Here is a 13,024-nt window from a genome sequence, read left to right on the forward strand (position 1 = left end):
GGCCCGCCCTGCCCGAGTACGTCCGGCAGCTGTGGGCCCGCCGCCACTTCATCACCGCGTTCGCCACCGCCAAGCTCACCGCCCAGTACAGCCAGGCGAAGCTCGGCCAGGTCTGGCAGGTGATGACCCCGCTGCTGAACGCGGCGGTCTACTACTTCATCTTCGGCGTACTGCTCGGCACCAAGCACGGCGTGCCCGACTACATCCCGTTCCTGGTCACGGGCGTGTTCATCTGGACGTTCACACAGAGCTCGATCATGGCGGGCACCCGCGCCATCTCCGGCAACCTCGGCCTGGTGCGCGCCCTGCACTTCCCGCGCGCCGCCCTGCCGATCTCCTTCTGCCTCCAGCAGCTCCAGCAGCTGATGTTCTCGATGGGCGCCCTGGTCGTCATCCTGCTCTGCTTCGGCGTGCCGGTCGGCGCGTCCTGGCTGCTGGCGCTGCCGGCCCTGCTGCTGCAGTTCACGTTCAACGCGGGTGTCTCCATGGTCATGGCCCGGATGGGCGCCAAGACCCCCGACATCGCCCAGCTGATGCCGTTCGTGCTGCGCACCTGGATGTATGTCTCGGGCGTCATGTGGAGCATCGACAAGCTGGCGCAGAAGGACAGCCTGCCCCAGGCCGTGACGATCGCGCTGGCGGCCAACCCGGCCGCCGTCTACATCGACCTGATGCGCTTCGCCCTGATCGACAGCTTCCACGCGAGCCAGCTCCCCGCGCACGTGTGGGCGCTCGCCATCGGCTGGGCGCTGGTCGCCGGCGTCGGCGGCTTCATCTATTTCTGGAAGGCTGAGGAGACGTACGGCCGTGGCTGAGCACCCGAGCGAGAAGATCCCCACCGTCGTCGCCGACGGCGTCGACATCGTCTACCGCGTCAACGGCACCGGCGCCGGACGCGGCTCCGCGACCGCCGCCCTCAACCGCATCGTGCGCCGCAAGCAGACCGACAAGGTCTCGGGCGTGCGCCGGGTGCACGCCGTGAGGAACGTGTCCTTCGTCGCCTACCGGGGCGAGGCGATCGGCCTGATCGGTACGAACGGCTCCGGCAAGTCGACCCTGCTGAAGGCCGTCGCCGGACTCCTGCCCGTGGAGAACGGCCGCATCTACACCGACGGCCAGCCCTCCCTGCTCGGCGTCAACGCCGCACTGATGAACGACCTGACCGGCGAACGCAACGTGCACCTCGGCGGCCTGGCCATGGGTATGTCCCGCGAGCAGGTCAAGGACCGCTATCAGGAGATCGTCGACTTCTCGGGCATCAACGAGAAGGGCGACTTCATCACCCTGCCGATGCGGACGTACTCCTCCGGCATGGCCGCGCGGCTGCGGTTCTCCATCGCCGCCGCCAAGGACCACGACGTACTGCTCATCGACGAGGCCCTGGCCACCGGCGACCGTTCCTTCCAGAAGCGCTCGGAGCAGCGCATCCGCGAGCTGCGCAAGCACGCGGGCACGGTGTTCCTGGTCAGCCACAACAACAAGTCGATCCGCGACACCTGCGACCGGGTGCTGTGGCTGGAGCGCGGCGAGCTGCGCATGGACGGGCCGACGGAGGACGTCCTCAAGGAGTACGAGGCGTTCACCGGAGACAAGGCAGACAAACCAAAGACGAACAAACCAAAGACGGACAAGCTGAAGGCGGGCTAGCTGAAGGCGGACAAACCGAAAGCGACGACCGCCGTTCCCTCGTGAGGCGCACCCGGTCGGCCCTTTTGTCTCATTGATGGCAGCATGACCGCATACCGTGCAGCTGCGAGAGGGGACCCCGTGATGGCCGAGCTCAGCGTCGTCGTCCACGGGCCTAACGTTCAGGACCATCTGACGGAACTCCTCGACTCCCTCGCCGCCCACCCCCTCCCGGACGCCGAGGTGATCGTGGCCGCGGTCGGCGACTGGGCCCGGGAGACCGCCGAGCGGCACACCCCGGAAGTCCAGGTCGTGCCGCTGCCGGACGGCACGGGGGACGCGGCGGCCCGGGCGGCTGGCGCGGCCCGGGCCTCCGGCCGCTGGCTGCACTTCGTCCACGCCAAGGACGGCCTCCCCGCCGGCACCCCGCGCATGGTCGCCGAGCGGGTGGCCGAGCTCCCCGGCGAGGTCGACGTCCTGCTTCTGGACCACGTCCGCAGCACCTGGCACGCCACCGGCCTGCCCTCACCGGACGGCCCGCTCCTCGCCCGGGCGGGCCGCGCCGACGTCCCCCTCGACGACTGTTCGCCCCTGCTGCGGCTGACCCCGCTGCTCGGCACCCGCGTCCTGCGCGCGGACTTCTGGAGGGCGCACGAACAGCGACTCACCACCGACGACGAGCCGTACGCCGCCCTGGCCGCCCTGCTGCTCGCCGACCGGGTCGCCTGCCTGCCGCACGTCGCCTACGAGGACCGCCGGCTGCGCCCCGCGAGCCTGCCCCCGGTCACGCCCGAGCAGCGCTACGGCCTCGTCGAGCGCTACGATTCCCTCCTCGACCTCACCCGCGACCGGCGCGGCGCCCACACCGTGCTCTACGACCTCATGGTCCGCGACTGTCTGCGCACCTTCGCGCGCGGCGGCATGGAGGAGGAGGTCGCGCGGGAGTTCTTCCGCCGGGCGTCCCTGGCCGCCCTGCGCCGCCGCCCCGAGGGCCACCGCCGCCCGGCCGGGCTCGAAGGCGTCCGCCGCTCCCTGCTGGAGGAGGGCGCCTACGCGAAGTACCGGGCCTTCCAGGCCGTCAACCGCACCCGCCGCTCCGCCAGATCGGCCGTGCGGACCCGCAGGCGCCAGGTGAGGGCCAGGCTCCGCGACCGCCAGTACCGCAGGGCGCTCGGCCGTCCCGTGAATCCGCACCTCGCGGTGTTCGCGGCTTACTGGAACCGCGGCGTCGCCTGCAACCCCGCAGCGATCGCCGCCAAGCTCGCCGAACTGGCCCCGCAGATCCACGCGGTGTGGGTGGTCACCGAGGAGAACGCGGCCCTGCTGCCGAGCGGCACCGACCACGTCGTGCCCGGCAGCCGCCGCTACTGGGAGGTGCTGGCGACCGCCAAGTACCTCGTCAACAACGTCAACTTCGAGAACGCCGTGGTCAAACGCCCGGACGCGATCCATGTCCAGACCCACCACGGCACGCCCCTGAAGCGCATGGGCATCGACCAGATGGCGTTCCCGGCCGCCGCGCAGGGCCTGGACTTCAAGGCGCTGCTGGCGCGCATCGACAAGTGGGACTTCAGCGTCTCGGCGAACAGCCACACCACCCGCATGTGGGAGCGTGCCTACCCGTCGCGCTACGTCTCCCTGGACCACGGCTATCCGCGCAACGACGTCTACTACACGGCCGGCGCCGGCGACATCCGCACGGTCCGCGACCGCCTCGGCATCGCCCCGGGCCGCCGTGCCGTCCTCTACGCACCCACGCACCGCGACTACGAGGCCGGGTGGACCCCGCGCCTGGACCTCGCCACCCTCGCCGACCGCCTGGGCGAGGACACCGTCCTGCTCGTGCGCGGCCACTACTTCTACGGCGGCACCGCCTCCCCGCTCACAGGCCTGCGCCGCACGGGCCGGATCATCGACGTCTCCTCCTACGACCCCGTCGAGGAGCTGTGCCTGGCGGCGGACGCCCTGGTCACGGACTACTCCTCGATCATGTTCGACTACGCCAACCTCGACCGGCCGATCGTGATCCACGCCGACGACTGGGAGACGTACCGCACCACCCGGGGCGTCTACTTCGACCTGATGGCGGACGCCCCGGGTCCGGTCGCCCGGACCCAGCAGGAGCTGACGGAGATCCTCACCACCGACGCCTGGCGCGACGAGAGCGCGGCGAAGACCAGGGCCGTCTTCCGGCGCCGGTTCTGCGAGTACGACGACGGGCGCGCCGCCGAACGCGTCGTCCGCCGGGTCTTCCTCGGCCAGGACGAACGGGACCTGCCGCCCGTGCTGCCGATCGAGGAACGCACGCCGGCCCCGACCCCACAGGAGGCGACCGCATGAGCACCCCCGACGTCACCGTGACGGTCATCGTCCACAACGACGCCGAGCGCCTCCCCCGCGCCGTCGAGTCGGTCCGCCGTCAGACCCACGTGAACCTCGACATCATCATCAGCGACGACCACTCCACCGACGCGACCCCCGCGGTGGCACAGCGGCTCGCGGCCGAGGACCCCCGTATCCGGCACCTCCGCCTGGAGCGGAACAGCGGCGGCTGCAGCGCCCCGCGCAACCGCGCCCTGCGGATCGCACGGGCGCCGTTCCTGATGTTCCTCGACAGCGACGACGAACTCCCCGACAACGCCGTCGAACTGCTGCTCGCCGCACACCGCGAGCGTGAGATCGACTTCGCGATGGGCGCGGTGCAGCGGGTCAGGGTGGACAACGGCCGCCGCTCGACGTGGATGCCGCACCTGGTCGCCGAGCGCCGCACCCTCGACGGCATCCAGGCCGACCCGCGCCTGCTCTTCGAGCACCTGGCCACCAGCAAGATGTACGCCCGCGCCTTCCTCGACCGGCACGACCTGCGCTTCCCCGAGGGCATCCACTACGAGGACCAGCTGTTCTCGGCGCAGGCGTACTGCCTGGCCAAGAGCTTCACGATCATCCCGGAACCGGTCTACCGCTGGTACGTGGCGCCCTTCGCGGCGTCCGAGGCCGCCTCGATATCCAACCAGCGGCACAAGCTCGCCAACGTCCGGGACCGGGTCCACGTCCAGCACCTCATCGACGCGTTCCTGGCCGAGAGCGGGCACGAGTCGCTGCGCGAGGACAAGGACCACAAGTTCCTCAAGCACGACTTCCGGATGTACGCCGGAGACCTGCCCTACCGGGACGACGCCTGGCTGACGTCCTTCGCGGACCTCGTCACCCCCTACCTGGACACGCTCACGCCGGGTGCGTTCGCCCGGCTCCCGCGCGCCGAACGCGTCGTCATCCAGCTGATCCGCGACCGGCGCCTGCCGGAGGCCCGGCTGGCGGCCCGAGGCCTGGGGCACGGGGTGGCGCCGAGGCGAGTGGCGGCCGACACGGAGGGCCGCACCTACTGGGGGGACCGGATCCCCGAGTCGGAGTGGTCCCGCCGCGAGCTGGACATCTCCGACCTGGAGCTGGAGACGCGCCCCTTCCCGAGCGCCCAGTTCCGACACGAGATCAAGGAGATCACCCGAGGCCCGGGCGCTTCGATCGACCTGGTGATCCGCACGTACGACCCGGGGCTGCGCCTCCCCGTCGGCCCCCGGCGCGCGACGCTCCTCATCGCCCCGGGCGGCCACCGGCTCCACGTCCACTTCCGCCTCTCCCCCGTCCGCCCCGGCATCTTCGAGGGCCACGCCCACCTCGACCTCGGGGCGGCCCGGCTCCCCCTCCAGGGCTTCGCGGGAATCCGTCACCCGATGCTCCGCCTCCAGCACCAGGGGCTGTCCCACACGGGCCTGCTGCTGGCGCCCCTGACCTTCCCGACGCTGACGACACGCGTCCCGTCCCACCACCTGACGGTCGAACCGGAGGGCCACGGCCCGGGCCGCCTCCAGGTCCGCTGGGAACCGGTGGGAGTGACGGCGAAGCTGATCCGCCCGACGGTACGCAGGATGGCCCGCCCGAGGGTGAAGAGAGCGGCACGCCTGGTGGCGAGCGCCCTGAACTAGAACCCACCGGACTGCGGACCGCGGCCCGTGCAGCCGCCCGCAGTAGCCCGTGAAGCCGCGCACCGCGGCCCGTGCAGCTGCGGGCCGTGGTCCGTGCAGCCGCCCGCCTTAGCCCCTGCGGCTGCGCACCGCGGCCCGTGCGGCTGCGGGCAATCGTGCCTCCCCCAGTGCCTTAAGAGCCTGGAAGGTACCCCCAGGGCGGCACGGGTGGGCGCAGCGGCACCTCGCTCCGCCGGGCTGCGGACCCACCCGGCCTGAGCCGCAACGCCGGGTGCGAGTCACCCCACCTCGCATCCAGGCACGCGCACCCCAAGCGCAGGCGCCCCGGGCCGATCCGGCCCGGGGCGCCCGTCACGCCGTACGCGCTACGAGTGCGTGCGCAGCAGCGTCCTCATCGTGCGCATCGCCACCGACAGGTTGGCGAGGTCGAACGCGTCGGAGCTCTGGATGTCCTCCAGCGTGGTGCGGGCCCGGCCGAGGATCGCCGCGTTCTTCTGCTCCCACGCCTTGAACCGCTGCTCGGGCGTCGCTCCGCCGTCGCCCACCGCCAGGACGTCGGCGGTCAGCGCCGCGTGCGCCGCGTACAGGTCCTCACGGATCGCCGCGCGGGCCATGGACTGCCAGCGGTCGGCGCGGGGCAGCTCGATGATGCGGTCCATGAGCTGGGTGATGCGCAGCCGGTCGGCCAGGTCGTAGTACACCTCGGCGACGTCCAGCGGCTCCCGGCCCATGCGGTCGGCGATCGAGACGATGTCGAGCGTCGGGAAGGCCGAGGAGAAGCCCGCCACGCGCGTGGCGAGTTCGTCCGGGACACCGACGCCGGTCAGCTCGTCGTGGATCTTCTGGTACCACTCCAGGTCGGCGCCGCGCAGGAGCTTCGGCAGCTGTCCCCAGACCTGCTCGACCCGGTCGGCGAAGAATTCGACCGTCCCGGCGAGCTCCAGCGGCTGCGGCCGGTTGTTGAGCAGCCAGCGCGTGCCGCGCTCCACCAGGCGGCGCGCATGCAGCCGGATGCGGGTCTGGACCTCGGCCTCGACCGTGTTGTCGAGCGCCTCGACCCCGTCCCACACCGGGGACTGGCGGAAGATCGCCCGGGCCGCGGTCTGCGCCCGCACGATCTCCTCCAGCGACGCGCCGGTCTCCTCGCGCAGCCGGTGCAGATACGTCGTACCGCCCGTGTTGACCGTGTCGTTGACCAGGACGGTCGTGGTGATCTCGCGGCGCAGCGGGTGGCCGTCGAGCCGGTCGGGGAACTGCTCGCGCAGCTCGGTCGGGAAGTACGCGTGCAGCAGACCCTTCAGGTACGGGTCGTCCGGCAGGGAGGTGTGCAACAGCTCCTCGGCGACCGTGATCTTCGTGTACGCCAGCAGTACGGCCGTCTCCGGGCCGGTCAGGCCCTGGCCCTGGGCGAGGCGTTCGCGGATCTGCCGGTCGGTGGGCAGGAACTCCAGCGCCCGGTCGAGGTGACCCTCCCTGACCAGGTGCTTCATGAAGCGCTGCTGGGCGTGGAGCATGGCGCTGGACTGGGCGAGGGCGTTGCCGATCGCCGTGTTCTGCGCGTAGTTGTTGCGCAGCACCAGGCGGCCGACCTCGTCGGTCATCTCGGCGAGCAGCTTGTTGCGCTGCTTGACGGTCATGTCGCCGTCCGTCACCAGGCCGTTGAGCAGGATCTTGATGTTCACCTCGTGGTCGGAGGTGTCCACGCCCGCGCTGTTGTCGATGGCGTCGGTGTTGATCCGGCCGCCGTGCAGAGCGAACTCGATCCGGCCCAGCTGCGTCAGGCCGAGGTTGCCGCCCTCGCCGACGACCTTGACGCGCAGGTCCTTGCCGTCGACGCGGATGGCGTCGTTGGCCTTGTCGCCGACGTCCGCGTTGGACTCGACCGACGACTTGACGTATGTGCCGATGCCGCCGTTCCACAGCAGGTCCACCGGCGCGTGCAGGATCGCCTTCATCAGGTCGGCGGGGGTCAGCTTGGCGACCTTGGCCTCGATGCCGAGGGCCTCGCGGATGTGCGCGTTGACCGGGATCGCCTTGGCCGTGCGCGGGAAGATGCCGCCGCCGGCCGACAGCAGCCCCTTGTCGTACTCCTCCCAGCTGGAGCGGGGCAGCTCGAACAGGCGGCGTCGCTCGGCGTAGGAGGTGGCCGCGTCCGGGTTGGGGTCGATGAAGATGTGCCGGTGGTCGAAGGCGGCGACCAGGCGGATGTGCTCGGAGAGCAGCATGCCGTTGCCGAACACGTCACCGGACATGTCGCCGATGCCGACGACCGTGAAGTCCTCGCTCTGGCTGTCCACACCCATGTCGCGGAAGTGCCGCTTGACGGACTCCCAGGCGCCGCGGGCGGTGATGCCCATGCCCTTGTGGTCGTAGCCGGCGGAGCCGCCGGAGGCGAAGGCGTCTCCGAGCCAGAAGTTGTACTGCTCGGCGACCCCGTTGGCGATGTCGGAGAAGGTCGCCGTGCCCTTGTCGGCGGCGACGACGAGGTAGGTGTCGTCCTCGTCGTGGCGGACGACGTCCGCCGGGGGCACGACCTCGCCCGCGACCATGTTGTCGGTGATGTCGAGCAGCGCCGAGATGAACGTCTTGTAGCTGGCGACGCCTTCGGCGAGCCATGCGTCCCGGTCCACGGACGGGTCCGGCAGCTGCTTGGCGACGAACCCGCCCTTGGCGCCGACCGGCACGATGACGGTGTTCTTCACCATCTGCGCCTTGACCAGGCCGAGGATCTCGGTGCGGAAGTCCTCACGCCGGTCGGACCAGCGCAGACCACCGCGTGCGACCTTGCCGAAGCGCAGGTGCACGCCCTCGACGCGCGGCGAGTACACCCAGATCTCGAACGCCGGGCGCGGTGCCGGCAGGTCGGGGATGGCCTGCGGGTCGAACTTCATGGAGACGTAGTCGTGCGGCTTGCCGCCCGCGGCCTCCTGGAAGAAGTTCGTCCGCAGCGTCGCCTTGATGACGGTCAGGAAGGACCTGAGGATCCGGTCCTCGTCGAGCGAGGCCACCTGGTCGAGGGCCGCGTCGACCTCCTCCAGCAGCGCGTCCACGATCTCGTGCCCCGCGCGCTGCCGGTCCGGCGACATCCGCGCCTCGAACAGGGAGACGAGCAGCCGGGTGGTGTGGACGTTGTTGCGGAGGGTGTCCTCCATGTAGTCCTGGCTGAACGTCGACGCCGCCTGGCGCAGGTACTTGGCGTACGCCCGCAGCACCGTCGCCTGCCGCCAACTCAGCCCGGCGCTCAGCACGAGGGCGTTGAAGCCGTCGTTCTCCGCCTTGCCGGTCCAGGTGGCGGCGAAGGCGTCCTGGAAGCGCTCGCGGGCGTCGTCGCCGAAGTGGTCCCCGCCGCTCGAGCGGGGCATGCGCAGACCGAAGTCGTAGATCCAGACCACGCTGCGGTCCGAGCAGCGCAGCTCGTAGGGCCGCTCGTCGACGACCTCGACGCCGAGCCGGTTGAGGACCGGCAGGACGGCCGAGAGGGAGATCGCGTCGCCCGTGCGGTAGATCTTGAAGCGGCGCTCCTCGGGGGCGGCGCCCACCGGCTCGTAGAGGCTGAGCGAGAAGTCCTTGTCCGCCTCGGCGTTCAGCTGCTCGAGGTGGACGAGGTCGGCGACCGCGGCACGCGGGTTGTGGTCGGCCTTGTAGCCCTCGGGGAAGGCGTGCGCGTAGCGGCGCATCGCTGCCGCCGCGTGCTCCTCGCCGAGCTCGGCGTTGAGCGCCTCGGCGAAGGCGTCCTCCCAGGAGCGGGCGGCCTCCACCAGGCGGGCCTCGATGCGCTCCTTGTCGGAGTCGGATAGCTCCGGCAGCTCGGTGCCCTGCGGGACCCGCACCACGAAGTGCAGCCGGGACAGGATCGACTCGGTGTTCCAGGCCGTGAAGTCGACGCTGATGCCGCCGAGCTCCTCCTTGAGGATCTCGATGATCCTCAGGCGCACGGCCGTGGTGTAGCGGTCGCGCGGGAGGTAGACGAGGGCGGAGTAGTAGCGCCCGTACTCGTCCTGGCGCAGGTACAGCCTGAGGCGCCTGCGCTCCTGGAGGTAGAGGACGGAGGTGACGATGGCCCGCAGCTCGTCGACCGGGGTCTGGAACAGCTCGTCGCGCGGGTACGTCTCCAGGATCTGTGTCAGGTCGCGGCCGTCGTGGCTGTTGGGCGAGAACCCGGCGCGCTGCAGGACCTCTTCGACCTTGCGTCGGATGACCGGGACCCGGCGCACGGACTCGGTGTAGGCGGCGGAGGAGAACAGCCCGAGGAAGCGCCGCTCGCCGACGACGTTGCCGTCCGCGTCGAACTTCTTGACGCCGATGTAGTCGAGGTACGACGGCCGGTGCACGGTCGCCCGGCTGTTGGCCTTGGTCAGTACGAGCAGCTTGTGCTCGCGCGCCTTGGCCCGGGCGTCGGCGGGCAGTCGCTCGAACGAGGGGCTGACCGGGTGGCTCTCCTCGGCCGCGTGGTGCGGGTCCGCGCGCAGTATGCCGAGCCCGGTGCCGGGCACGGCGGCCAGGGAGTCGTCGTCGCGCAGCTGGTACTCGCGGTAGCCGAGGAAGGTGAAGTGGTCGTCGGCGAGCCAGCGCAGCAGCTCGCGGGCCTCCTCGACCTGGGGTCCGGGCAGGTCGCCGGGGATGGGCTCGTCCGGCAGCCCCTCCGCCAGCCGGATGGCTGCCTCCCGCATCTTGCCCCAGTCCTCGACGGCCTCGCGGGCGTCGGACAGGACGCGCAGCAGGTCGGCGGTGATCTGCTTCAGGTCGGCCCGGTCGGTCTCGCGGTCGGTCTCGACATGGATCCAGGACTCGACGTGCGCGTCGTGCGGAAGGTCGCCGGTGGCCGGGGTCGACAGGACCTCGATGAGCTTGCCGGTGACATCACGTCGCACGACGAACTGGGGGTGGATGACGACGTGGATTCCACGCCCCTGGCGTGTCAGCTCATTGGTGACGGAGTCGACGAGGAAGGGCATGTCGTCGGTGACGACCTCGACCACGGAGTGGCTGCAGGTCCACCCGTTCTCTTCCACCGTGGGGGTGTGCACCCGCACGTTCGCCGTGCCCTGGGGGCGGTTCTCGGCCAGCCTGTAGTGCGATACGGCAGCTCCGAAGACGTCGACCGGGTCGCGGTCGGTGAGGTCCTCCGGGGCCGTGTGCAGGTAGTAACGCTGGAGGAACGTGAGGAGGGTCTCGCGGTCCGGGGCCTTCTGGGCGTCTGGGGTCTCCTCGCCCGTCGACCCGGTCGGTAGGTGCCCCCCGACCGGGCTGTTCTCAGCTACCCGGGCAGCCCTCTCGAGCAACTCGGCCTTGGCTTCGTCCAGCTTGGTCTGCATTGTCCTCTGGCTCCTGTCGCGCGCCGTTGCGTGACGTAGAAGGAAGTACGGCCTCTGCGCTTACGACCTCACGTCGTGACACGGGGTATCCGGTCTGTTCCGACGCTATGCCGCAAGGTGAGATGAGCGGGGGTGTCTGAGCCAATCTTGAGCTGCGCCACCGGTGTGACTCTGCTCTCTGCGACGCCCGGGTCCTGGTGATGTTCGGCGTCCCGGGAGTCCTGGATGGCACGTCCCGCCCGCGAAGACCAGCGACTGCCGCCCGGTCACGGATGTCGTCCGTGCTCTCCGGGCGCAGGGCAGGGACGACGACGTCCCCGCGAACTATCGCGCTGATCACGCCACCCAGGCTATCGCTCCTCACAGGGGCTCCGTCATGAGCCGTATGTGTACAAAACCAGCCCTGGAAGTTTGACGTTCTGCACAGTGCCGCTACGCCTTCCGGTCTGGGGCGCCGGTCAGGCCGCGAGCCGCTCCGCCTCTTCGACCGCTTCTTCCAGCGTGTCCACGACAGGAACGCCGACCGCTTCCAGGCTCACCCGGCTGTGCGACCCGCCGGTGTACAGCACGGCCCGGGCCCCTACATGCAGCGCGGCCACGGCGTCGTCCGCCGCGTCCCCGATCACCACGGTGCGCTCCGGGGCCACCCCGCTCAGCGACGCCAGGTGCCGCACCATGTGCTCGGCCTTGCTCCCCCCAGACGGCCCGGTCCGCCCGTCCACCCGTATGAAGTGCGGCTCGATGCCGAACCCCCGCACCAGGGGAACGAGCTCCTCGTGCACATACATGCTCAGGATCGACTGGCTGCGACCCGACGACCGCCACCCGGCCAGCAGCTCCACGGCCCCCATCGTCAGCCCGCACGCCGTGCGGTGCTCGGTGTAGTACCGGTGGAAGACGTCGTCCATCGCCTCCCATTCGGCCTCGGTCGGCAGCCGCCCCATCAGCCGCTCATAGAACTTCGGCACCGGCACGCAGTACAGCTCCCGGTACTTCTCAAGCGTCAGCGGCTCCAGCCCCAGCTCGGCGAAGGCCGCGTTCGTCGCCCCGATGATCGCGTCGATGTCGTGGAACAGCGTCCCGTTCCAGTCCCAGACAATGTGCGCGCCCGTCTTCATCCCCATGCCTGAAAACGTACCCGCCCCCACTGACAATCAAGAGGGCGGCGCCTCAACGCGCCCCCCGGGGGGGCGGTCCGCCTGGCCGTTTCAGTTCCCGCGCCCGACCAGGTTCGCGATCTCCTGCGTGGCGAACCACAGCAGCTCGTGGTCCTCCGCCCCGTCCACGACGGACTGCGCGTCGTCGTCCCCGCCGTCCGCCGCCGACAGCGCCTCGGCGGCCGCCGTCACAGCCGCCTGGGCGTCCGCCGCGTCGACATGCACCGCCGCCGCCTTGCCCAACGGCACCGCGCCCGCGACCCGTACCTCGCCCGGCGCCGCCGGATCGAGCCCCCGGCCGGGATCCGCGCTCACGGACCGGTCGGCCACATCGACGGCGATCACGACCCGGCGCCGCGGCGCCTCGGGCTCGGCCGCCAGCAGGCGCAGCGAGGCCAGCGCGGCCCGGCCGAGCGCCGCGTACTCCAGTTCCTCGGTGTCGTCGGAGCCGTACCACTCGCGCAGCCCCGGCGTCACGGCACAGGCGACGAACGGCCCGGCTCCCAGCTCGCCCGTCTGGTACGCCTCGGCGAGACCGGGGAGGGTCAGGGGGACGTAGACACGCATGGGCTGACCGCTTTCATGGTCGTGGTCGGGATCGTGATCGGGCGCCCCGAAGGGCTCCGGAAGACTCCGGAAGGCCTTCAGGATACGTGCGGGGCGTCCCCTTTCGAGTCCCGCCCCGTGACGCCCGATGCGTCCACCCTGGGCCCGGAATTCACCCGGCACACCTCCGTATTCACGGGCTCCACGCCTCTGGCATCACCCGGATAGGTGAACATTCCGGCGCCCGCGACCCGCATCGCGCTTCCTTGCCGCCGCCCCCGTGGGCACCGTACAAGATCACCACCCGAAGTTACTCTCCGGTACCCACCGGGCCCACGAAACGGGGACCCCCATGTACAAGGTCATGACCAGGACCCAGCACCGCCCCACCCGGAAC

At 70.7% G+C, this 13,024-nt stretch carries 7 protein-coding genes; 4 read left to right on the top strand and 3 right to left on the bottom strand.

The genetic code is table 11. The features are described from left to right. From C1J00_RS25635 to C1J00_RS25650, 4 genes are all read left to right on the top strand, one after another. Nucleotides 1-815: ABC transporter permease (locus C1J00_RS25635; RefSeq protein ID WP_102911408.1), on the top strand; the 815-nt coding region annotated here is incomplete at its 5' end. Further along, nucleotides 808-1,647, top strand: coding sequence for an ABC transporter ATP-binding protein (locus C1J00_RS25640; RefSeq protein ID WP_102911409.1), 840 nt, complete (start codon nucleotides 808-810; stop codon nucleotides 1,645-1,647). The genes C1J00_RS25635 and C1J00_RS25640, both read left to right, overlap by 8 nt. Nucleotides 1,648-1,770: 123 nt before the next feature. After that, on the top strand, nucleotides 1,771-3,966 hold the full coding sequence (locus C1J00_RS25645; RefSeq protein ID WP_102911410.1) for a CDP-glycerol glycerophosphotransferase family protein: 2,196 nt from the start codon (nucleotides 1,771-1,773) through the stop codon (nucleotides 3,964-3,966). After that, nucleotides 3,963-5,609, top strand: coding sequence for a glycosyltransferase family 2 protein (locus C1J00_RS25650; RefSeq protein ID WP_102911411.1), 1,647 nt, complete (start codon nucleotides 3,963-3,965; stop codon nucleotides 5,607-5,609). The genes C1J00_RS25645 and C1J00_RS25650 overlap by 4 nt, the downstream gene beginning before the upstream one ends. A gap of 365 nt (nucleotides 5,610-5,974) precedes the next feature. Here C1J00_RS25650 and C1J00_RS25655 read toward each other — a convergent pair whose 3' ends face one another. The 3 genes from C1J00_RS25655 to C1J00_RS25665 form a co-directional block, all read right to left on the bottom strand. Beyond that, nucleotides 5,975-10,924, bottom strand: coding sequence for an NAD-glutamate dehydrogenase (locus C1J00_RS25655; protein ID WP_102911412.1), 4,950 nt, complete (start codon nucleotides 10,922-10,924; stop codon nucleotides 5,975-5,977). Nucleotides 10,925-11,382: 458 nt separating this feature from the next. Further along, nucleotides 11,383-12,048, bottom strand: coding sequence for an HAD family hydrolase (locus C1J00_RS25660; protein ID WP_102911413.1), 666 nt, complete (start codon nucleotides 12,046-12,048; stop codon nucleotides 11,383-11,385). An 84-nt stretch (nucleotides 12,049-12,132) separates the two neighbouring features. Further along, nucleotides 12,133-12,648 carry a DUF6912 family protein gene (locus C1J00_RS25665; protein WP_102911414.1) on the bottom strand — a complete coding sequence of 172 codons (516 nt, stop codon included), beginning with the start codon at nucleotides 12,646-12,648 and terminating at the stop codon, nucleotides 12,133-12,135. Between the last annotated feature and the right edge of the window lie 376 nt (nucleotides 12,649-13,024).

Source organism: Streptomyces cahuitamycinicus (assembly GCF_002891435.1).
In the GTDB taxonomy this organism is placed as follows: Bacteria; Actinomycetota; Actinomycetes; order Streptomycetales; family Streptomycetaceae; genus Streptomyces; species Streptomyces cahuitamycinicus.